The organism is Klebsiella sp. 10 (assembly GCF_018223925.1).
In the GTDB taxonomy this organism is placed as follows: Bacteria; Pseudomonadota; Gammaproteobacteria; order Enterobacterales; family Enterobacteriaceae; genus Klebsiella; species Klebsiella pneumoniae.
The window spans coordinates 458,732-479,485 of record NZ_JAGRRB010000001.1 but is presented as its reverse complement, the minus strand read 5'-3'; the positions used below and the strand labels follow the sequence as shown (position 1 = coordinate 479,485).

Below are 20,754 nucleotides of genomic sequence, written 5' to 3'. Positions count from 1 at the left end.
CCTCAGGCGCTGTGGCTGTAGGCGCTCACCGCCAGCGCTTTAGTGAACCGCAGCCGGCCATCGTACGGCGGCTGACTGTACTCTTCCGGGTCTCGCGTGAGGTCAAACTGCGCCTCATACCCCTGGCTGAGATAGAGCTTTACCGCCTCCGGCTGACGGAAACCGGTGGTCAGGTAGATATGGCTGTACCCGGCCAGCACCGCCCGTCGCTCCAGCTCCTGGACCACCTTCGCCGCCAGCCCCTGCTGGCGCAGACGGCGGTGCGTCCAGATACGTTTGATCTCTGCGGTGTGGCGATCCTTCGGCTTATACGCGCCGGTGGCGATAATTTCGCCCTCACGCTCAAGGACAATAAACAGCCCCTGCGGCGGCACATACCACTCACTTAACTCCACTTCCGCATCGCGGGAAAAATAGTCGCCGTAGCGGGCGGCATATTCGGCAAACAGCCCGCTAATAATCGGCTGCAGCTCCGGAGCCTCCGGAGAAATATCGCGGAATGCTTCGCTCATCGCGCCTCCTGTCAGTCGCCCAGTCCGGGCGGATTGATTTCCGATTGCGGAATGCTTTCCACCCCTTCGCCCCAGCGGTTAAGCACTTTGGCGTAGTCCCCGCTGGCGATAGCCCCGTTCAGCGCCGCCTGGACGGCATTCACCAGCCCGCTGTCTTTTTTCAGCGTTACCGCGATATGCGCCGCTTTCGGCCAGCCGCCATCGACGCTGCCCACCAGTTTGGTTTTGCCGGTCAGCGCCGCCTTCCACGCGCCAATCACGTTGGGGCCGAAGAAGGCGTCGGCTCGTCCGGTCTGCAGGGCCAGCGTCTGGGCGGCATCATCTTTGGTGTAGACCGGGATAAACGGCTTCAGCCCCTTCTTGACGTTCTCCGCGTTCCACGCCAGCAGGATCGCCTCCTGGTTGGTGCCGGAGCCGACAATAATCTTTAGCCCGGCGATATCTTCCGCTTTGTCAATCTTGCTCAGCGGGCTGGTGCTTTTGACGTAGAAGCCCAGCGAGTCTTTGCGGTAGGTGGCGAAATCGAACTTCTCTTTCCGCTCTTTGGTGACGGTAATATTGCTGATCGCGGCATCATATTTGCCGGAGGTGACCCCCAGCGGCCAGTCTTCCCATGAAGTGGGAACCACGTTTACTTCCAGCCCGAGGCTCTCCGCCACCAGCCGGGCGATATCCGCCTCGCTGCCGAGCAGGGTTTTGTTGTCATCGGCAAAGACCGTCAGCGGCGGAGAGTTCAGGGCCGCCACCGCGACGGTGAATTTCCCCGGCACCGCCAGATGCAGATCTTGCGGCAACAGGGCAATGGCCTGCGGATTTTTCGCTGTGTGAATCGGCGTTTTGTTGGCCTCCTGGCTCACTCCGGTGCCATTGATCTTGACGTCCTGACCCCACGATGAGGCGCTAAATGCCAACGCGACGGCCAGCAAGAGTGTTGTTTTCTGCATAGCGTGATTCTCTTTTATTATTTTTGGAATTGATTAGCGGGTAGCGCCAGACCCAGACTTTCCCGCAGGGTGGTGCCCGGATAGTCGCGACGGAACAGTCCGCGCGCCTGTAACAGCGGAACCACCTCATCCACAAAGCGCGGGAAGGTTTCCGGCGTGCCGCCCTGAATAATGAAGCCGTCCGCCGCGTGCTGCTCGAACCACAGTTGCAGGCCATCAGCGACATCGCTGGCGGTGCCGGTAAAGCGCGGACGCGGGCTGGCTGCCTCCAGAGCCACCTGGCGCAGGGTTAAGCCCCGCTCGCGGGCGTGACGTTTAATCTCGTCGGTGGTACTGCGGAAGCTGTTTTGTCCGAGGTCGCCAATATCCGGGAACGGTTCATCAAGCGGGTACTGCGAAAAGTCATGGTGTTCGAAATAGCGCCCGAGATAATTCAGGGCATCCTCGATGGAGACCAAGGCCGCGGTGGTCTGGTACTGCCGCTCCGCGTCCTCGGCGTCATCCCCGACGATGGCGCTGACGCCCTGGAAAATATGCAGTTGGTCCGGACTGCGCTGATATGCGGCGAGTTGGCTTTTGACATCCCGATAAAATGCCTGCGCCTCGGCCAGCGAGTCCTGATGGGTAAAAATGGCATCGGCGTGGCGCGCGGCTAATTTTTTGCCGTCATCCGACGCGCCGGCCTGGAAAATAATCGGTCGGCCCTGCGGCGTGCGGGCAATATTTAGCGGCCCGGCAACTTTAAAGAAATCACCGTGGTGGTCGAGCGTATGCAGTTTATTTTTATCAAAGAACTGACCAGTCTCCTTATTGCGCACAAAGGCATCTTCTTCCCATGAATCCCATAAGCCTTTCACCACCTGCAGATATTCATCGGCAATGCGATAGCGCAGCGCATGATCCGGATGTTGGGCCCGGGAGAAGTTTTTCGCCGACCCCTCCAGCGGGGAAGTGACCACGTTCCACCCCGCCCGTCCCTGGCTTAAATGGTCAAGGCTGGCGAACTGGCGGGCGGTGGTAAACGGCTCGCTGTAAGAAGTCGATAACGTCCCCACCAGCCCCAGTCGCCGGGTGATCGCGGCCAGCGCGGAAAGTACCGTTAAAGGTTCGAAGCGATTTAAAAAATGGGGAATCGATTTTTCATTGATATATAACCCGTCGGCGACAAAAATAAAATCCAGCTTCCCCTCTTCCGCTTTTAACGCCGTCTGCGTGACAAAGTTAAAATTAATACTGGCGTCCGCCTGCGCCGCCGGATGACGCCAGGCGGACATATTTCCCGATGCGCCATGTAATATCGTTCCCAGACGCAATTGTCGATTTTCAGACATAGCTACCCCTCCCCCTGTCATTCGTTAAATGTGTTGTAACGCTTCTTCCGCGAGACGGGCGAAATAGTGCGCCGCGGGCGCAATCAGCCGTTCATCCGGATTAAATGCCGGATGGTGCAAACCATATTCGCTGGCGCTGCCGATGCTGACGAACGCCCCGGGAATATGCTGAAGATAGACCGCAAAATCTTCGCCGCCGAGATGCAGATCGGCATGATGGGTGCGGTACCCGGCCCGGGCTGCCACCTCGCTGGCGAAGTCGGCCCAGCGGGCGTCGTTGACCAGCGCCGTCGGGCCGGCGTACCAGAAGACGTCAATCTGCGCGCCAAAGGCGCTGGCGAAACCGGCGGCAATCTCGCTGACCCGGGCCTTGACCCGCTGCTGCACTTCACTGCTGTGGGTGCGCAGCGTCCCCTCCAGCTCGACGCTCTCCGGCAGCACGTTCCAGGTATTGCCTCCCTGGATCCGCGTCACGCTGAGCACCACCGAGTCGAGGGTGTTCACTTCCCGGCTGGCCACGCTCTGCAGCACCGTCACCAGCTGGCTGGCCAGCAGGATCGCATCCTTTCCTTCATGTGGGCGGGCGGCATGCGCCCCCTTCCCGGTCACTTTGAAGACGAAGCGATCGACGTTGGCGTAGAACGCGCCGCCGCGGGTGGCAAATTCGCCCACCGGCAGGCCGGGCTCATTGTGCATACCAAAGATCGCCGACACCTCCTCCAGCGCCCCGGCGCGGATCAGGGTTTTCGCCCCGCCAAAATTTTCCTCCGCCGGCTGAAACAGGATCCGCACCCGCCCCGGGAGTTCCGCTTCCCGCTCCTTCAGCAGCAGCGCCGCCCCCAGCATCACGCTGGTGTGAATATCGTGGCCGCAGGCATGCATTACCCCTTGATTCTGCGAGCGGTAAGGCAGACCGGTCGCCTCCTCGATGGGCAACGCGTCGATGTCCGCCCGCAGGGCAATCACCTTGTCGCCGCTGCCGACTTCGGCGACCAGCCCGGTTTTCAGATCGTAGGGCAGCAGGGTCAGCCCGCCGCTCTGCAGCCAGTCGCGGATCCGCGCGGTGGTGGCCACCTCCTGCAGGGAGAGCTCCGGGTTCTGGTGCAGCTCGCGCCGCCAGCTAATCAGTTGTTGTTCAAAGGACATTCAGCACCTCCTTGCCGTAGTGAGCCTGCGCCAGCAGGCGCAGGGAGTGCAGGCGCGCTGGCCCGTCGCTAATGGGGGTATCAATGATGAGTTCATCCAACTGTTCTTCCGCCTGCAGCGCGTCAAGCCGGGCTTTAACCTGTTCGGGAGTACCGGAGATCAGCGAAGATTCACGGCGGGCAATGCGCGTCGGTCGGCTGCCGGCCTGGCGGGCAAAAGCGACGGCCTGCGCCTCACTGCCGACGGTCACCCGCTGGCCGTTCTCCAGCTCGACGCCCCACACCTCGACCTGCTGCGCCAGCGCGGCGGCGGTGGCCGGATCGTCAGCAACCACCACCTGGACGGCGACCATCGCCTCACGCGGGCTGAGCTCGCGCCAGCGGTTGAACACGGCACGGCGCAGCGCGCTGTCGCCATTGAGATGGGCGGCAAAGACAAAGTTCCAGTCAAGGCGGGCGGCCAGTTCAGCACTCTCCAGGCTGGCGCCGAGCAGAAAACCGTCTGCCCGGCGCGGCGGGATCGGCGTGGCGCGTAGGCTCTCCTCTCCCCCGGGCTCAGTCAGCGACAGCCAGTTATCCAGCTGCGCCAGCTGATCGGCAAAGGTCCCTTTCTCCTCTTGATGCAGGCCCTGCTGCAGGGCGCGGGTGGAGAGCGGCAGGCCGCCAGGCGCCTTGCCGACCCCGAGATCGATGCGGCCCGGCGCGAGGGCGGCCAGCAGGTTAAAGTTTTCCGCGACCTTATAGGGGCTATAGTGCTGGAGCATGACGCCGCCGGACCCAAGACGGATCCGCCGGGTGTGGCCCAGCAGCCAGGCGATAACCAGCTCCGGCGAGGGGCTCGCCAGCTGATCGGTATTGTGGTGTTCAGCGACCCAGAAGCGGTGGTAGCCCCAGGCTTCGGCGTGTTGCGCCAGCGTTAATGTACGCGCCAGCGCCTGCGCGGCGGTTTCCCCGGCGGCAAGCGGACTTTTATCCAGAATACTGATTCGATAAGACATTTCGCAGGCTCATATGAAAGTACGTGCCTGCATTATTAAAATCTCTGCTAACTATTGAGAAACAATTAATTCACATGTGTACTGCTGAAAATTAGATATGCCCGGCTGAACGCTGCGCTTCCAGCTCGCGTAGCAGCGCCTCGGCCTGCCGCGGATTGCGCACCCGGACGAAGCGAATATGACGATATTGCGGATCCTGCATATCGGCCAGATAGCGTCGGCGATGCTGCCGCCAGGTTTTCAGCGTCCAGAGGATGATGGATTCCCGGCTGCAGAACGAACGGCGAAAGCTCTCGCAGTTGCCCGTGCCCGGCCACAGCTCCTGATGTCGCCACGCCCGGCTCGCCGCCCGCCATACCGCCTGGCGCAGCGTGCGCCAGAAACCATAATCTACCCAGATCACCAAATCCACCGCACTCCATTTAACGCTGCGGCTGCGATTGTAATTGCCATCCAGCACCCAGCCCGGCGTGGCCGTCGCGGCGGCAATGGCGGCGAAAAATGCCTCATCCGGCGCGCCCTGCCAGTTCGGCCGCCAGTACAGGCGATCGAGCTCGATCCAGGGTAGTCCCAGCCTGTGCGCCAGGCGCCGGGCCAAAGTGGATTTGCCTGAGCCGCTGGTGCCGACCACGTTGATATTCATCTCTGTTTCTCCCCGGTTACCAGACTCTGCCTGGCGATACTCTTGAATCATCTTTCGGGCTGCCGTCCCCCCGGTCATGCCGCGCCAGCGAATGTCGGTTCACCTGGCGCTGGCGTTTTTTGGGCCTACTACAATACCTGCCCTGCACAGAGGAATAAATCATCCGCCATAACCATTCTGCTCCACTGCGTCCGGCCATCAGGCTGGCACAATCCTCAGGCCGGGCATACACTCTGCGTACCTGTGAGCAGTATTCATCAATCCGGAAAGATTATGCTAAAAGAGAACGTAAACGATCTGCTCTCCTTTATGGTGGTGGCGCGTGAACGCAGCTTTACCCGCGCGGCGGCCCAGCTTGGCGTGTCGCAGTCGGCGCTCAGCCATGCCATGCGCCATCTCGAAACGCGGCTCGATGTCCGGCTGTTGACCCGCACCACCCGTAGCGTGGTGCCGACCGAAGCGGGCGAGCGACTGATTCAGCGCCTCGGTCCGCATCTGGAAGAGATCGAGCAGGCCCTGGCTGCATTGCGCGACACCCGAGAACGCCCGGCGGGCAACCTGCGCATTACCGCCGGGGAGCATGCCGCCAGCGCGGTACTCTGGCCGGCGCTAAAGCCATTTATGCTGCAATATCCTGATATTAACATCGAAATCACTGTTGATAATGGGCTCACGGATATCGTGGGTGACCGCTTCGACGCCGGGGTGCGTCTCGGCGAACAGGTGGCAAAAGACATGATTGCCGTGCGCATCGCCCCGGATATGCGGATGGCGGTGGTGGGTTCGCCGGCCTATCTGCAGCGGGCCGGTACGCCGCAAACGCCCTGGGATCTTGCCCAACATCGCTGCATCAATCTGCGCCTGCCGACACGAGGGGGACTTTACGCCTGGGAATTTGCCCGCGATGGCCGGGAGATTCAGGTGCGGGTGGAGGGACAGCTGATCCTCAACAGCCTGCCGCAGCGCATCGACGCGGCGGAGGCGGGCCTCGGGCTGACCTACGTTCCGGATGACTGCGTGGCGGCGGCCTTAGCCAGCGGCCGGCTGGTGCGGGTGCTGGCAGAGTGGACCCCCGCCTTCCCCGGCTACCATCTCTATTACCCCAGCCGGCGCCAGCATACCAGCGCTTTCACGCTGTTACTGGAAACTCTGCGACGCTGATCTCATTGATAAATCTGTCAAATGCTATCGGTAAATGTTTTAGGTGCGTAACTATTAGGTTACGTGTAGGATTCAGCGCCATGTCTGAGCTTATCTCCTACGTCAGAATGATGAGAAAGCCAGCATAATGTGCCAGCCGTCCTCCATTCCGGCTGCAAACATGGGCATTGACAGGAAACTGATACATCAATGAATACGAAACACGAAAATGCAGCGGAGCATCATGCTGCAAAACGCCACTGGCTTAACTCACATGAAGCGGGTTATCACAAAGCGATGGGCAACCGTCAGGTACAGATGATCGCCATCGGCGGCGCCATCGGTACCGGTTTGTTCCTCGGCGCCGGGGCACGTTTACAAATGGCAGGGCCAGCGCTCGCCCTGGTCTATCTGGTCTGCGGCATCTTCTCCTTCTTTATTCTTCGCGCCCTCGGCGAACTGGTCCTCCACCGCCCCTCGAGCGGCAGCTTCGTCTCTTATGCAAGGGAGTTCCTCGGTGAAAAAGCCGCTTACGTGGCCGGCTGGATGTACTTCGTTAACTGGGCGATGACCGGGATTGTCGATATCACCGCCGTGGCGCTGTATATGCACTACTGGGGCGCGTTTGGCGATGTGCCGCAGTGGGTCTTCGCCCTCGGCGCGCTGGCTATCGTCGGCACCATGAATATGATCGGCGTGAAGTGGTTCGCCGAAATGGAGTTCTGGTTCGCGCTGGTTAAGGTGCTGGCGATCGTCGCCTTTCTCGTGGTCGGCACCATTTTCCTCGGCTCCGGTAAGCCGCTGGACGGCAATGCCACCGGCTTCCATCTGATCACCGATAACGGCGGCTTCTTCCCGCACGGCCTCCTGCCGGCGCTGGTGCTGGTGCAGGGGGTGGTCTTCGCCTTCGCCTCCATCGAGCTGGTGGGGACCGCGGCCGGAGAGTGTAAGGATCCGGAGACAATGGTGCCGAAGGCCATCAACAGCGTGATCTGGCGTATCGGTCTGTTCTATGTCGGTTCGGTGGTGTTGCTGGTGCTGCTTCTGCCGTGGAACGCCTACCAGGCCGGACAGAGCCCGTTCGTTACCTTCTTCTCAAAGCTGGGCGTGCCATATATCGGCAGCGTGATGAACATCGTGGTGTTAACCGCGGCCCTCTCCAGCCTTAACTCGGGTCTCTACAGTACCGGGCGTATTCTGCGCTCGATGTCGATGGGAGGCTCCGCGCCGAAGTTTATGTCGAAGATGAGCCGTCACCACGTCCCTTACGCCGGGATCCTGGCGACGCTGGGGGTATATGTAGTCGGGGTTTTCCTCAACTATCTGGTGCCATCTCAGGTATTTGAGATCGTACTCAATGTCGCCTCGCTGGGGATCATTGCCTCCTGGGGCTTTATCGTGGTGTGTCAGATGCGTCTGCGCAAAGCGATCAAGGAAGGGAAAGCGGCAAAGGTCAGCTTCAGAATGCCGGGGGCGCCGTTCACCTCCTGGCTGACGCTGCTGTTCCTGTTCAGCGTGCTGGTGCTGATGGCCTTCGATTATCCGAACGGTACCTACACCATAGGATCAATTCCCCTGCTGGCGGTATTGCTGGTGGCTGGCTGGTTTGGTGTGCGTAAACGCGTGCATGAGATTCACAGCACGGCGCCGACGCTGAGGAAGTAACTGGCAGGACTCCCGGTTTGTCCATCGCGGGCAAACCGGGAGGTCAGAACTTAATTATCTTCAACCAGCTGCGACACATCGCTGCTGTTAATTTCCCGCTTATTACCTGACTCATCGATATAGCTGGTCATCCCCGTTTCTTTATCCAGCTGCGGCTTGCCGTGGGTAACGATAGTTTGACCGCTCTTCGTGGTCATAACGTAGTTTGACGAACAACCTGCCAGCAGCGCCAGTATCGCGCCGGCGCAAATCACCATGAATGGCTTTTTCATTTTATCTCCACTGATTACCACTGCCCGCACGTGGCGGGAAAGGGTTAAGTGTATAACCATCTGGTTTGTCAGGCCAATAGGCGTTTGTAACAGAGGGTGAGTCGCCGGGCCTGGCCCGGCGGCATGCGGAGCGCGACCACCGTTTTCCGGTTTCGTCGCGCTGAGGTCTTACAGGGCGATGCGGATCACATCGTCCGGCGCGGTGGCTTCTTTCTCACGGCTGGAAGCCTGTTTCACGCTAACGTACAGCGTTTTGCCGTCCTCGGAGAGCGCCAGGCTGTTGGGGTGAGTCGGCGTTTTAAAGGTCTTCACTACCTTGTAGCTCTTGCCGTCGATAACGCTGACTTCCCCGGCCTTACGATGCGTCACATAGGCTTCGTTGCGCGCCGGGTTAAACAGCACCGCCAGCGACTCCGGCGCGGCGATTTTCTCCAGCACCTTGCCGTCGCGGGTATCGACCACCAGCACTTCCGGCTGCTTGCTGTCGGTAATAAAGGCACGATGGCCGGCGGTATCGAGACTCAGGTTAAGATAGAAATGCGCTTTGCCGTCATCCTGCAATTTTTTTCGCGACGCAATCGTGTTGCTCTCGCTGTCGATGGTCAGCAGTTCGCCATCGGCGTTGGTGGTATACAGACGCTTAGCCTGCGGATCGATCGCCAGACCCGTCGCCATTGCCCCGGTACCGGTAATGGTCGTTTTCAGCTTCAGGGTCGCGCCATCTACCACCCAAATCACGCTCTCTTTGCCCAGACCGGTAATGTAGACCGTGTTGGTCTGCTCATTGACCGCCAGCTCGCGCGGCTGCAGCGGACGCACGGTTTCGCTGCGTTGACGCTCGTCCAGCACCAGGCGCCCCTTCACGGCGCCGGTTTTGGCGTCAATAGCGGTGACAGTGCTGTCGACGGTATTGCCAAACCACAGCGTGCCGGTGGCATGGTTGATAGTGGCGCCGAACGGCTTCAGATCGTTGTGAATAATCTGCGTCACGTCGAGGGTGGTGGGGTCAAGACGGTAAACCACCCCGCCTTTGTCCAGCGAACGACTCTGTGATGTGGCGACCCATAGCGCATTCTCCTGCTGGCTGTAGGCCATTTCGTAGGCCCCTTTTCCGACGGCCTTGCGCAGCATCTCTTCCGCGGCGTGGGCGCTAAAGCTGCCTGCCAGCAGCAGAGAAGTGACGAGCAGTGAATGGCGCAGACGCGGCGCGGCAAAATGACGTAATGACATGACGACTCCCTTTGATAAACCAGTATGTGCTGACCCGACATCGCTTCCGGCGGTAAAGTCCTGGCTTTACCCTTATTTTTGAATGCGAATAGTAATCATTATTTATCTCAAAGTGGAGCGCTAATTGTTGTTGTGCGGTAAATTCATGCCTGGCGAGCACTATCCGTTAACCAGTAGCAGTTAATAATTTTCAAATATTTTACAAACGAGGTAACATATATACATATGTTCCATTTGGTTCGTTTTGAGTATTATCGATGAAAATCCTGTCCGTGCGTCACGCCGCCCTCCCGGCCCTGCTCTTGCCGCTCATTGCCGCAGCCCAGGCCGCTGATGAACAAACCATGGTGGTGACCGCCGCGCCAACCACGGTTTCTGAACTGGATACCCCCGCCGCCGTCAGCGTGGTGAATGGGGATGAGATGCGCCAGGCCGCGCCGCGCGTCAATCTCTCTGAATCGCTGGGCGCCGTGCCGGGCCTGCAGGTGCAGAACCGGCAAAACTATGCCCAGGATCTGCAGCTGTCGATTCGCGGCTTTGGCTCGCGCTCAACCTATGGCGTGCGCGGACTGCGCATCTATGTGGATGGCATTCCGGCCACCATGCCCGACGGCCAGGGGCAGACCTCAAATATTGATATCGGCAGCGTTGACACCATTGAGGTGCTGCGCGGCCCCTTCTCTGCCCTGTACGGTAACTCGTCCGGCGGGGTGATCAACGTCACCAGCCAGACCGGCACCCAGCCGCCCACCGTGGAAGCCAGCAGCTACTATGGCAGCTTCGGCACCTGGCACTACGGGATGAAAGCCACTGGCGCCGTTGGCGACGGCAGCCACGCAGGCGATGTGGATTACACGGTCTCAACCAATCGCTTCACCACCCATGGCTATCGCGATCACAGCGGCGCGCGCAAAAATCTGGCGAACGCCCGGCTGGGGGTGCGCATCAACGACGTCAGTAAGCTGACTCTGCTGCTGAATAGCGTGGATATCAAAGCCAATGACGCCGGTGGCCTGACCGCCGATGAATGGCGCGATAACCCGCGCCAGTCGCCGCGCGGCGACCAGTATAATACCCGCAAGAATACCCGACAGACCCAGGCCGGCCTGCGCTATGAGCGCCAGCTCAGTGCCCAGGACGATCTCAGCGTTATGATGTACGCTGGAGAACGTGAAACCACTCAGTTCCAGTCGATCCCGCGCGCGCCGCAGCTGAAGCCGAGCCATGCCGGCGGGGTGATCGACCTTACCCGTCACTACCAGGGGATTGATACCCGGCTGACCCATCGCGGAGAGCTGCTGGTGCCCGTCACGCTCACCGCCGGTCTCGACTACGAGAACATGAGCGAGCGGCGCAAAGGGTATGAAAACTTTGTGATGGTCAACGGCGCGCCGCAGTATGGCGAACAGGGCGCGCTGCGCCGTAACGAACGCAACCTGATGTGGAACGTCGACCCCTACCTGCAGACCCAGTGGCAGCTCACTGACAAACTCTCGCTCGATGCCGGGGTTCGCTACAGCTCGGTATGGTTCGACTCGAACGACTACTACATCACCCCAGGCAATGGCGATGACAGCGGTGATGCCAGCTATCACAAATGGCTGCCCGCGGGCTCGCTGAAATATGCCCTGACCGACGCGTGGAACGTCTATCTTTCCGCCGGCCGCGGCTTCGAGACGCCAACCATTAACGAACTCTCCTACCGCTCCGATAACCAGAGCGGCCTCAACTTCGGCCTGAAACCCTCCACCAACGACACGGTGGAGATCGGCAGCAAGACGCGGATCGGCAATGGGCTGTTCACCGCCGCCCTGTTCCAGACCAATACCGATAATGAGATTGTGGTCGACAGCAGCAGCGGCGGGCGCACCAGTTATAAAAACGCCGGCAAGACCCGCCGTCAGGGGATGGAGCTGGGGCTGGATCAGCAGTTTGGCGAGAGCTGGCGTCTGAAGGCGGCCTGGACCTGGCTGGACGCGACCTATCGCACTAACGTCTGCGACGACGCCAGCTGCAATGGCAATCGCATTCCGGGGATCGCGCGCAATATGGGCTACGCCTCCTTTGGCTATCAGCCGGAGCAAGGTTGGTACGCCGGGAGCGATATTCGCTATATGAGCGATATCATGGCCAATGACGAAAACACCGCCAAAGCGCCCTCCTGGACGGTGGTTGGCCTGACGACCGGCTATAAATGGAGCTACGGCAGGATGGATATGGATCTGTTCGGTCGCATCGACAACCTGTTCGACCGGGAGTACGTCGGGTCTGTCATCGTTAACGAGTCTAACGGACGTTACTACGAGCCTGCCCCGGGACGTAACTACGGCATCGGCCTGAACCTCGCCTGGCGCTTCGAATAACGCGCCCCTTCCCCGCCGATGGCTCTCGCGATCGGCGGGCGAAGCGCTTTTCCTTACCGTCTATTCCACCGCCAGGCGGACACCCGCCAACCACCCGCGCTTGACACTCCACCCCCTTCGTAGTCAGATAGCCACCACATAATCACCATGGTTACTATTTATATTGATCGGCACTTTTATCAGCCAGGGAGGGATAAATGGATAATGTCGTTTATGCGGACTGCGTATTGATTAACGGCAAGGTCGCCACGGTGGACGCACATTTTAGTTTTAAGCGCGCCATCGCGGTGAAGCAGGGATGGATTATTAACGTTGGTGAAGACCAGGAGATTCAGCAGCATATTGGTCCCCAGACGCAGGTCATTGACCTTGGCGGCAAACTCATTTTACCCGCCGCGCATGACTCACATATCCATATCGGCTGGCTCGCTGACAGCTGGCATTGCCTGAACTGCCAGGACGTGCGTTCCCTGGCAGTACTGCGGGAAAGACTGCGCGACCAGGCAGCCCGCACTCCCGCCGGGGCATGGATTCGTGTCTGCGGTCTGGATCCAAACGCAATCAAGGAGTGCGCGGCCGAGCAGCGCTCTCTTACGCGCTGGGATATTGACGACGTCACGGCCGATCATCCCACCCTGCTCGCCCTGTGGGACGGTCACTCCTGCATCGTCAACAGCCGGGCGCTGGCCCTCTCCGGTCTTGACGCCAGCACCCCTGATCCCCTCGGCGGACATATGGGGCGAACGGCCAGTGGCGAACTGGACGGCAATTTCATCGACCTGCCCGCCCTGCATCTCGCATCCGGCACGATGCCCCGTCTGACCGTAGCGGCCCTCAAAGAGAACCTTCTGGCAGCCCAGCGCCTGATGAACAGCGAAGGGTATGCCAGCTACACGGAAGGCGCCATGGGTCCGGGGGAAAACACGCGCGAGGTGGGCGCTGCGGGGGATCGCGCCATCGCCGCCTACCGTGAACTGCAGGATGAAGGAAAACTCACCGCCCGGGTATCCATCGCCTTTTACTCTGCCGAGCGGGGGGTTCAATCCTGCGCCACCCTGAAGCGCGATCTGGATAGCTTTGATTTCTCCCAGTTCACCGACCGGGACTGGCTGGACTGTCGGACCATAAAACTGTTCTGCGATGGCGTTCCCACATCGCACACAGCGTGGATGAATCAGGATTACGCCGACCGGCCGGGATATCGCGGACGCTCGGTGTTTGGTGGCCCCGAGGCGACCGAGGAAGCACAAGTTGAGGCGCTACAGCAGATGATTCTGCTGGCTCACCAGCGCGGTTTTCAGGTGGCAGTCCATGCGGTCGGCGATAAGGCGGTAAAAGTCACGATTAACAGCTTCGTGCAGGCGATTCAGCGCTATCCGGGGGAGAGCCGACGGCATTATGTGCTGCACGGCTCAATGGGCGATCGGCAAGATTTCGTGACGGCGGCAAAATACGGCATTCTGCTTTCCGAACAACCCTCACCCGGCGGCCCGGCATATGACTATGAACAGCGCGCCCGCTACTGTGGCATCAAGGGGGAAATCTGCAAAGGGCTACGGGATATCATCGACCTTGGGGTCATCGTCGCCGGCGGGTCAGATGGCATTATGGCGCTGGTGAACTGGCGCAAAATGGTTCAGGCCACGGTCACCCGCAAATCATCTTCCAGCGGCAACGTTATCCGTCCGGAACTGGCAATTAGCGTGGCGGACGGCGTGCGGATGTACACCATCAATGCGGCCTATCAGGAAGGGAAAGAAGCGGTACGCGGATCGATAGAGGTCGGCAAAGTCGCTGATTTTCAGGTGCTGGACCGCGATATTTTCGCCGTAGCCCATGAGGAGATTGGCGCCAGCCGCGTGGTGATGACCATGGTTGGCGGAAACGTCGTCTTTCAAGACTAACCGCGCTCACCCGGCTCTGGTCACCGGGCGGGCAGCGTGCTGCTCCAGCGGAAGGCGTCTGCCCGTCAGGGGCAACGTTCTTCCGCTACAGGAGCGAATTAAAGCAGATTTCGCAGGGATAACTCGAAAATGATCTTTTCTGCCTGGCAGGAGAAGGCGATGGAGAGGTCGAGTTTCACCGCGTCGCCAGCGGCGACGATGGTGTAATCGACCTGCGGCGGTTCACTGGCCGGCGCTGCGGCGGCAGCACGTTCGCGCACGGCGGCTACGGTGGATTCCGCTTCTTCGCGGCTTGGGAACACCTTCTCGGCCCGGTAGACGCAGTCCTCGTTATCAATGATCGTCCCGACATCAATGGCGCAGCCTTTGGTGCTGCATTTATCTACTACATCTTTCATCGTAATAACCTCTTGAGTTTTCTTAAGGATAAGAACCCGCCCGCCGAAAAGCAAACCATTAATATCCGTAAGGATTAGCAATTTTTCTATTATATCGCGCCGCGCCGGTCGCCATCTTGCGCCACCGCAAAACGAGGCGCCATGTTTACGGACGGTCGTGTAACGATACGCGTTGCCTCGCAGCAATCGTGGTCTCCATCACACTATTCTGCACACCATCTCGTCTGCCTCGACTCGCAGCGTTAGTCTGGTCACAGAACATCGCCAACAAGGAGCTGCTATGGCACTGCCGATTATGATTGATTGCGATCCGGGACATGATGACGCGATCGCCCTGGTCCTCGCCCTCGCCTCGCCGGAGCTGGAGGTGAAAGCCGTCACCGCTTCCGCGGGCAACCAGACCCCGGAGAAGACCCTGCGCAACGTGCTGCGTATGTTGACGCTGCTGAACCGGCCGGACATTCCGGTTGCCGGCGGCGCGTGGAAGCCGTTGATGCGCGATCTGATCATCGCCGATAACGTGCACGGCGAGAGCGGACTGGATGGCCCGAGCCTGCCTGAGCCGGCCTTTGCGCCGCAGAACTGCACCGCCGTCGAGCTGATGGCTAGCGTGCTGCGGGAAAGCCAGGAACCGGTGACCCTGGTGGCCACCGGGCCGCAGACTAACGTGGCGTTGCTGCTCGCCAGCCATCCGGAGCTGCACGCGAAGATCGCCCGCATCGTGATCATGGGGGGCGCCATGGGGCTGGGCAACTGGCAGCCTGCGGCGGAGTTTAATATTTACGTTGATCCGCAGGCCGCGGAAATGGTCTTTCAGTCCGGGATCCCGGTGGTGATGGCGGGCCTTGACGTCACCCATAAGGCGCAAATCCTTCCCGCCGATATCGAGCGATTCCGCCAGATTGGCAACCCGGTGTCGACCATCGTCGCCGAGCTGCTCGACTTCTTTATGGCCTACCACAAAGATGAAAAGTGGGGCTTCGACGGCGCGCCGCTGCACGATCCCTGCACCATCGCCTGGCTCCTCAAGCCGGAGATCTTTACCACGATCGAACGCTGGGTTGGCGTAGAAACGGAAGGCAAATATACCCAGGGGATGACGGTGGTCGATTACTACCATCTGACCGGCAATCGGCCCAATACCACCCTGATGCTGGATGTGGACCGCGAAGCCTTTGTGGATCTGCTCGCCCAGCGGTTAGCCTTCTACGCCTGACCTCTATGCCAGGCCCCTTTTCCCTGGCGGGAAAGGGGCCTGTTAAGTCGAAGCCCGCCAGGCTAGTCGTCCGCCGCGACGCGGATCACTACCTTACCGAAGTTCTCACCTTTTAACAGGCCGATCAGCGCCTGCGGCGCCTGGTCCAGACCGTCGATCAGCTGTTCGCGATATTTAATTTTCCCCTCCTGCACCCAGCGCCCCATCTGCTGCTGGAATTCGGCGATCCGATGCCCGTAATCCTGGCCAATAATAAAGCCCTGCATCCGGATGCGCTTTTTGAGGATGGTCGCCATCAGCAGCGGCAGACGATCTGGCCCGTCCGGCAGCCCGGTGGCGTTATAGCCGCTCACCAGCCCGCAGACGGGTACCCGCGCTGCGGTATTCAACAGCGGCAGCACCGCGTCAAAAACCTTGCCGCCGACGTTTTCATAATAAACGTCAATACCCTGTGGGCAGGCCTGGGCCAGCTGTTCGGCAAAATCATCCGCACGATGGTCAAGGCAAAGATCAAAGCCTAACGTCTCAACCGCATAGCGGCATTTTTCCGCGCCGCCAGCGATGCCGACGGTGCGACAGCCCTTAATTTTGCCGATCTGTCCAACCGTGGCGCCAACCGGCCCGGTCGCCGCGGCGACCACCAGCGTTTCGCCCGCCTTTGGCTGGCCGATGTCCAGCAAACCCATGTAGGCGGTGAAGCCGGGCATCCCCAGAACTCCCAGCGACCAGGACGGGTGTTGCGGATTGTTACCCAGCTTCACCAGTCCGCTGCCGTCGGAGAGTTCATAATCCTGCCAGCCGCTGTAGCCCAGCACCCAGTCGCCGGGTTGATAATCGGCATGATTTGAGCTGACCACGCGACTCACGGTCCCTCCCACCATCACCGCGCCAATGGCCACCGGCGGCGAATAGGACGGCGCGTCGCTCATGCGCCCGCGCATATACGGGTCGAGCGATAAATAAACGGTACGCAGCAGCACTTGACCCGGGCCTGGCGTCGGCACTTCGCTCTCTTCCAGGCGGAAATTCTCTGCCGTCGGTTCACCATGGGGACGGGAAGCCAGCACCCAGCGGCGATGGCGTTGCGGTTGATCTGTCATAGCAAACTCCTCTTGTTAGCAGACTGTACTGAGGCTAGCTGCTTTATGCGCAACGTGCTTTACCATTAAGAGCCGGATGGCGATTGATTAAGGCGAACCACCAGATAGACGCAGGTCTCTGCGGATTCATTAATAAAGCGACAATCGTTGGGCGGGCCAAGTTCCAGACAATCCCCCGCCTGCATCTCATGGCGGGTATTGCCTTCGACAAACACCAGCTCGCCCTGTTGCAGCCAGATTAGCTGGCGGGCAAGCGCATAGGACGCGGCGGGCATCGGCACATCGCTACCGGGCGGCAGCTCAATCTGCACCAGATCGATCGGCAAATCGCTGCGCGGCGAAACGTGGCGGCGTAGATAGTGGCTTTGCGGGTCGCGCCATACCGGCTGGCTGGCAAAGCGCAGCAGCTTGCCCTCCTGCATTTCCGCGCGGGCGATCAGGGTCGACATACTGATGCCGAAGGCGCCGGAAAGGCGGCCCAGCATCGAGGCGGTCGGGCTGCTTTCGCCGCGCTCGATTTTATGGATCATCGCCCGCGAGGCGCCGGCCCGTTCGGCGAGGTCGTTCAGCGACCAGCCGCGGGACTCGCGCTCGATGCGGATGCGCGCGCTGATGCGCTGATTGAGGTTGTCTTCTATAGTATTCATAACGTAACACTATAGTGTGCGCCCCCCCATTACACAACCATCCACCGAGACGCGTTATTCCCGGGTTAGCCGTTAAAATTATGCTGAAAACGGATGACAGCGTGACGTTCATTATTGTAATAATATTGTACTACTATAGTGTACGAAAAATTGAGGTTTGCTATGTCTATTCGCCCTGCCATTAAAGACGACTGCGCGGCGATCGCCGAGATCTATAACCATGCCGTCGTCCATACCGCCGCCATCTGGAATGATAAAACTGTGGATACCGACAACCGCATCGCCTGGTTTGAAGCCCGCCAGCTGGCTGGATTTCCGGTACTGGTGAGCGAGGAAGACGGCGTCATTACCGGTTATTCCTCGTTTGGCGACTGGCGGGCGTTTGACGGCTTTCGCCATACCGTGGAGCATTCGGTGTACGTTCATCCCGAACATCAGGGGAAAGGGTTGGGCCGCAAACTGCTGGTCGCCTTGATCGCCGAAGCGCGACGGCTGAATAAACATGTGATGGTCGCCGGCATCGAGTCGCAGAATCACGCTTCGCTGCATCTGCATGAAACGCTGGGCTTTATCACCACCGGGCAGATGCCGCAGGTGGGCACCAAATTTGGCCGCTGGCTGGATCTGACCTTTATGCAGCTGCAGCTGGATGCGCGTCAGGACCCGGACGGCGAAGCATGAACGCGTCGCTCACTCTCGCCTGCCTGATCGCCGCCGGCGTTGGCCTGGTAGTGCAGAACACTCTGATGGTGCGCATCACCCAGTCGGCGTCGACGATCCTTATCGCTATGCTGCTCAATTCGCTGGTCGGGATCGTTATCTTCGTGACGATGTTACTGCTGCGCCAGGGCGTCGCCGGCTTTCAGGAGCTGGCCCTGAGCGTGAAGTGGTGGACGCTGATCCCCGGCCTGCTGGGGTCCTTTTTCGTCTTCGCCAGCATCAGCGGTTATCAAAACGTTGGCGCGGCGACGACCATTGCGGTACTGGTGGCCAGCCAGCTGGTGGGCGGGTTGATCATGGATTTAGTTCGCGCCCACGGCGTGCCGGTGCGGGCGCTGATCGGACCGTTATGCGGGGCGGTGATGCTGGTGGTGGGCGCCTGGCTGGTGGCCAGACGCCAGTTCTGAGCGCATCTTCAGAGGATCGCGCCGCCTTTGGTCAACTGCTCGCGGCGCGCGTCCTGCTCTTCCTGATGCTGTCGCCCATGATGGGCGATGGCGGTGCGCAGACGCTGCTGTTGGATATAGCGTTCCTCACGACTGAGTTGCGCATCATCACTCAGGGCGATTAGCAGCTCATTCATATGCGCGATAACGCCCTCGGCCAGGGTGTCATCGACTTTGACGATAACCTCATCCAGATGTGCCATCCTGTTCTCCTTTCGCTTAATTCAGCTTCGCTTTGGAAAAATCGCTCCCCATCATGCTGACGGTGTAGCCGCTGACGTTGCTGCGCGTCGCATAGAAGGTTTTCCCGGTCGCCAGGGTAATCCATGGCGCCTGCTGATAAAAAATCTCCTGCGCCTGTTCGTAGAGTTTGGCCCGCGCCTGCGGATCGCTCACCAACAGCGCTTTCTTTACCAGCGCGTCATAGGATTTATCACACCAGCGGGCGGCGTTGGAGCCGGTCTGGATATTATCACAGCTGAGCAATGTGCCAGCAAAGTTGTCCGGATCGCCGTTGTCCGACATCCAGCCATACAGGGCGCTGTCGTGCTCCCCTTTACGCATACCGGCAAGGTATTCGCCCCATTCATAGCTGACAATTTTGGCTTTCACCCCCACTTTCGCCCAGTCGTTTTGGATCATTTCGGCAATGCGTTTTGAGTTTGGGTTGTAGGGGCGCTGGACCGGCATTGACCACAGGGTCACTTCCGCGCCTTGCTCCAGACCCGCCTGCTTGAGCAGCGCTTTGGCTTTCTGCGGATCGTAGTCATAGTCCGGGAGATCTTTCTTATACCCGAGCATCGTCGACGGGATCGGTGATTTCGCCACGCTGCCGGAATCGAGGAATACCGCCTTGACGATCGCCTGCTTGTCGGTAGCGTAGTTTAACGCCTGGCGCACCAGCACATTATCAAACGGTTTTTTCTCGGTGTTAAACGCCAGATAGCCGACGTTCAGCGCCTCAACCGCATGCAGCGCCAGATCTTTATTGCCCTTAATCACCGGGAACTGTACCGGCGACGGCGCGGGAATAATCTGGCACTCGTTGGTCTGCAGTTTCGCCAGACGGGTCTCGACGTTCGGCGTAATGGAGAAGATTAAGTGCTTGGTCGGTACCTCGCCTTCCCAGTAGTGGGGATTGGCAATATAGCGGATTTGCGAATCCACTTTATACTGCTGCAGCGCATACGGCCCGGTACCGACAGGCCAGTTATCAACGTTTTCCGGCGTTCCTTTCTTCAGCATCGCCTCACCATACTCTGCCGACAGAATAGAGGCGAAGTCCATGCCCCAGTCGGCAAGAAACGCCGCGTTCGGCTCGTTGAGCTCGAACTGGACATGGTAATCATCCACCTTTTTCACCGATTTAATCAGCTTATCGAGGCCCACGTCGTGGAAGTATTCATAGTTCCCCTGCGACACCTTGTGATAAGGATGCTGAGGATCCATCTGGCGCAGCACGGAGAACAGGACGTCGTCGGCGTTAAAATCGCGGGTCGGTTTGAAGAATTTGTTGCTGTTGAACTTCACCCCCTGACGCAGAGTAAAGGTCCAGGTTTTGCCATCCTCAGAGACGTGCCACTCGGTGGCCAGCGACGGGATCGGCGTATTTTTCACCGGGTCAAAGCTCACCAGACGGTTATACAGTACCTGCGAGCTGGCGACGAACGACGGACCGGAGCTGGCGATCTGCGGATTGAAGGACTCCGGAGAGGCTTCTGAGCAGTAGACCAGAGTGTCATTGCCTGCGGCCCAGGCGGCGCCGGCGGGCAGCAGTGCGCTCAGCAGCAGCGCCAGCGTGGTTTTCCCTGTAGACATGGTTATAAGTCCTGATTATTGATTATAAGAACGGTAATAACAGCACAGCCGCCTGACGGCGGCAAATAATCAATGGCTATCACCTTATGCAAAACGCGTGGAATTTGCTGGTTTAATCGACGTTGCGCTGCTTTTTACGCCAGAGGGCTTCGGGATGTTGTGAGCCACACAAAATTCCTGCAAAAAAATGTGCGATAACCGCCCGGCTCACGCTTCCCGTCAGTGCCGCCCGGTACACTGGGGGAACCGCAGAACAAGAGGT

18 protein-coding genes and 2 pseudogenes are annotated in these 20,754 nt (G+C 59.5%); 7 read left to right on the top strand and 13 right to left on the bottom strand.

What is annotated here, in order from left to right; genetic code table 11:
- Positions 1–2: 2 nt before the first annotated feature.
- The 5 genes and pseudogenes from KHQ26_RS02450 to KHQ26_RS02425 form a co-directional block, all read right to left on the bottom strand.
- On the bottom strand, positions 3–512 hold the full coding sequence (locus tag KHQ26_RS02450) for a GNAT family N-acetyltransferase (protein ID WP_002906702.1): 510 nt from the start codon (positions 510–512) through the stop codon (positions 3–5).
- An 11-nt stretch (positions 513–523) separates the two neighbouring features.
- Positions 524–2,787 (bottom strand): annotated as a pseudogene (locus KHQ26_RS25945) (NtaA/DmoA family FMN-dependent monooxygenase).
- Between the two features lie 24 nt (positions 2,788–2,811).
- Complete coding sequence (locus tag KHQ26_RS02435; RefSeq protein WP_004200077.1) at positions 2,812–3,933, bottom strand: M20 peptidase aminoacylase family protein; 1,122 nt, start codon at positions 3,931–3,933, stop codon at positions 2,812–2,814.
- A complete protein-coding gene (locus tag KHQ26_RS02430; protein WP_004151219.1) occupies positions 3,923–4,930 on the bottom strand; it encodes an MsnO8 family LLM class oxidoreductase in 1,008 nt (335 codons plus the stop codon). The genes KHQ26_RS02435 and KHQ26_RS02430 overlap by 11 nt, the downstream gene beginning before the upstream one ends.
- Positions 4,931–5,021: 91 nt before the next feature.
- On the bottom strand, positions 5,022–5,573 hold the full coding sequence (locus tag KHQ26_RS02425) for a shikimate kinase (protein ID WP_020802111.1): 552 nt from the start codon (positions 5,571–5,573) through the stop codon (positions 5,022–5,024).
- Positions 5,574–5,846: 273 nt separating this feature from the next.
- Between KHQ26_RS02425 and KHQ26_RS02420 the strand changes: the two genes are divergently transcribed.
- Positions 5,847–6,734 carry a LysR family transcriptional regulator gene (locus KHQ26_RS02420; RefSeq protein ID WP_020804473.1) on the top strand — a complete coding sequence of 296 codons (888 nt, stop codon included), beginning with the start codon at positions 5,847–5,849 and terminating at the stop codon, positions 6,732–6,734.
- Between the two features lie 189 nt (positions 6,735–6,923).
- Positions 6,924–8,378 carry an L-asparagine permease gene (gene ansP, locus KHQ26_RS02415; RefSeq protein ID WP_002906778.1) on the top strand — a complete coding sequence of 485 codons (1,455 nt, stop codon included), beginning with the start codon at positions 6,924–6,926 and terminating at the stop codon, positions 8,376–8,378.
- Positions 8,379–8,428: 50 nt separating this feature from the next.
- Here ansP and KHQ26_RS02410 read toward each other — a convergent pair whose 3' ends face one another.
- Positions 8,429–8,650: a YgdI/YgdR family lipoprotein gene (locus KHQ26_RS02410; protein WP_020804470.1), complete on the bottom strand. Its 222-nt coding sequence runs from the start codon at positions 8,648–8,650 to the stop codon at positions 8,429–8,431.
- Positions 8,651–8,818: 168 nt separating this feature from the next.
- Entirely contained in the window at positions 8,819–9,880 is a 1,062-nt protein-coding gene (locus tag KHQ26_RS02405) for a YncE family protein (protein ID WP_002906780.1), read from the bottom strand.
- Between the two features lie 257 nt (positions 9,881–10,137).
- On the opposite strand from KHQ26_RS02405, the gene pqqU reads away from it, so the two are divergent.
- Positions 10,138–12,243, top strand: a complete 2,106-nt coding sequence (gene pqqU, locus KHQ26_RS02400; RefSeq protein ID WP_002906783.1) for a TonB-dependent receptor PqqU — start codon at positions 10,138–10,140, stop codon at positions 12,241–12,243.
- Between the two features lie 197 nt (positions 12,244–12,440).
- A complete protein-coding gene (locus KHQ26_RS02395) occupies positions 12,441–14,147 on the top strand; it encodes an amidohydrolase (RefSeq protein WP_020804589.1) in 1,707 nt (568 codons plus the stop codon).
- Between the two features lie 98 nt (positions 14,148–14,245).
- Here KHQ26_RS02395 and KHQ26_RS02390 read toward each other — a convergent pair whose 3' ends face one another.
- Positions 14,246–14,545: a DUF406 domain-containing protein gene (locus tag KHQ26_RS02390; RefSeq protein WP_002906788.1), complete on the bottom strand. Its 300-nt coding sequence runs from the start codon at positions 14,543–14,545 to the stop codon at positions 14,246–14,248.
- Positions 14,546–14,634: 89 nt separating this feature from the next.
- Positions 14,635–14,864, bottom strand: a pseudogene (locus KHQ26_RS02385) (hypothetical protein).
- Here KHQ26_RS02385 and rihA point away from each other — a divergent pair.
- Positions 14,826–15,761, top strand: a complete 936-nt coding sequence (gene rihA / locus KHQ26_RS02380) for a pyrimidine-specific ribonucleoside hydrolase RihA (RefSeq protein ID WP_002906791.1) — start codon at positions 14,826–14,828, stop codon at positions 15,759–15,761. The pseudogene KHQ26_RS02385 and the gene rihA overlap by 39 nt on opposite strands.
- A gap of 62 nt (positions 15,762–15,823) precedes the next feature.
- On the opposite strand, the gene KHQ26_RS02375 is transcribed toward rihA, so the two are convergent.
- Positions 15,824–16,861 (bottom strand): NADP-dependent oxidoreductase, encoded by a 1,038-nt coding sequence (locus KHQ26_RS02375; RefSeq protein WP_049256898.1) that lies wholly within the window; start codon positions 16,859–16,861, stop codon positions 15,824–15,826.
- Positions 16,862–16,926: 65 nt separating this feature from the next.
- Positions 16,927–17,508, bottom strand: a complete 582-nt coding sequence (locus KHQ26_RS02370) for a helix-turn-helix domain-containing protein (protein ID WP_002906794.1) — start codon at positions 17,506–17,508, stop codon at positions 16,927–16,929.
- Between the two features lie 162 nt (positions 17,509–17,670).
- On the opposite strand from KHQ26_RS02370, the gene KHQ26_RS02365 reads away from it, so the two are divergent.
- Both KHQ26_RS02365 and KHQ26_RS02360 read left to right on the top strand, forming a co-directional pair.
- A complete protein-coding gene (locus tag KHQ26_RS02365; RefSeq protein WP_020804591.1) occupies positions 17,671–18,189 on the top strand; it encodes a GNAT family N-acetyltransferase in 519 nt (172 codons plus the stop codon).
- On the top strand, positions 18,186–18,635 hold the full coding sequence (locus KHQ26_RS02360; RefSeq protein WP_004180135.1) for a DMT family transporter: 450 nt from the start codon (positions 18,186–18,188) through the stop codon (positions 18,633–18,635). The genes KHQ26_RS02365 and KHQ26_RS02360 overlap by 4 nt, the downstream gene beginning before the upstream one ends.
- 8 nt (positions 18,636–18,643) lie before the next feature.
- Here KHQ26_RS02360 and KHQ26_RS02355 read toward each other — a convergent pair whose 3' ends face one another.
- On the bottom strand, positions 18,644–18,877 hold the full coding sequence (locus tag KHQ26_RS02355; RefSeq protein WP_002906801.1) for a YdcY family protein: 234 nt from the start codon (positions 18,875–18,877) through the stop codon (positions 18,644–18,646).
- Positions 18,878–18,893: 16 nt separating this feature from the next.
- Positions 18,894–20,492 carry an ABC transporter substrate-binding protein gene (locus KHQ26_RS02350; protein WP_002906804.1) on the bottom strand — a complete coding sequence of 533 codons (1,599 nt, stop codon included), beginning with the start codon at positions 20,490–20,492 and terminating at the stop codon, positions 18,894–18,896.
- Positions 20,493–20,754 lie beyond the last annotated feature (262 nt).

What these genes read in the sequence shown, in the direction of transcription:
- KHQ26_RS02365 (WP_020804591.1), top strand. Translation starts at nt 17,671, where the DNA reads ATGTCTATTCGCCCTGCCATTAAAGACGACTGCGCGGCGATCGCCGAG.
- KHQ26_RS02410 (WP_020804470.1), bottom strand. Translation starts at nt 8,650, where the DNA reads ATGAAAAAGCCATTCATGGTGATTTGCGCCGGCGCGATACTGGCGCTG.
- ansP (WP_002906778.1), top strand. Translation starts at nt 6,924, where the DNA reads ATGAATACGAAACACGAAAATGCAGCGGAGCATCATGCTGCAAAACGC.
- KHQ26_RS02350 (WP_002906804.1), bottom strand. Translation starts at nt 20,492, where the DNA reads ATGTCTACAGGGAAAACCACGCTGGCGCTGCTGCTGAGCGCACTGCTG.
- KHQ26_RS02395 (WP_020804589.1), top strand. Translation starts at nt 12,441, where the DNA reads ATGGATAATGTCGTTTATGCGGACTGCGTATTGATTAACGGCAAGGTC.
- KHQ26_RS02420 (WP_020804473.1), top strand. Translation starts at nt 5,847, where the DNA reads ATGCTAAAAGAGAACGTAAACGATCTGCTCTCCTTTATGGTGGTGGCG.
- KHQ26_RS02370 (WP_002906794.1), bottom strand. Translation starts at nt 17,508, where the DNA reads ATGAATACTATAGAAGACAACCTCAATCAGCGCATCAGCGCGCGCATC.
- pqqU (WP_002906783.1), top strand. Translation starts at nt 10,138, where the DNA reads ATGAAAATCCTGTCCGTGCGTCACGCCGCCCTCCCGGCCCTGCTCTTG.
- KHQ26_RS02360 (WP_004180135.1), top strand. Translation starts at nt 18,186, where the DNA reads ATGAACGCGTCGCTCACTCTCGCCTGCCTGATCGCCGCCGGCGTTGGC.
- KHQ26_RS02405 (WP_002906780.1), bottom strand. Translation starts at nt 9,880, where the DNA reads ATGTCATTACGTCATTTTGCCGCGCCGCGTCTGCGCCATTCACTGCTC.
- KHQ26_RS02355 (WP_002906801.1), bottom strand. Translation starts at nt 18,877, where the DNA reads ATGGCACATCTGGATGAGGTTATCGTCAAAGTCGATGACACCCTGGCC.
- KHQ26_RS02435 (WP_004200077.1), bottom strand. Translation starts at nt 3,933, where the DNA reads ATGTCCTTTGAACAACAACTGATTAGCTGGCGGCGCGAGCTGCACCAG.
- KHQ26_RS02450 (WP_002906702.1), bottom strand. Translation starts at nt 512, where the DNA reads ATGAGCGAAGCATTCCGCGATATTTCTCCGGAGGCTCCGGAGCTGCAG.
- KHQ26_RS02425 (WP_020802111.1), bottom strand. Translation starts at nt 5,573, where the DNA reads ATGAATATCAACGTGGTCGGCACCAGCGGCTCAGGCAAATCCACTTTG.
- KHQ26_RS02375 (WP_049256898.1), bottom strand. Translation starts at nt 16,861, where the DNA reads ATGACAGATCAACCGCAACGCCATCGCCGCTGGGTGCTGGCTTCCCGT.
- KHQ26_RS02430 (WP_004151219.1), bottom strand. Translation starts at nt 4,930, where the DNA reads ATGTCTTATCGAATCAGTATTCTGGATAAAAGTCCGCTTGCCGCCGGG.
- rihA (WP_002906791.1), top strand. Translation starts at nt 14,826, where the DNA reads ATGGCACTGCCGATTATGATTGATTGCGATCCGGGACATGATGACGCG.
- KHQ26_RS02390 (WP_002906788.1), bottom strand. Translation starts at nt 14,545, where the DNA reads ATGAAAGATGTAGTAGATAAATGCAGCACCAAAGGCTGCGCCATTGAT.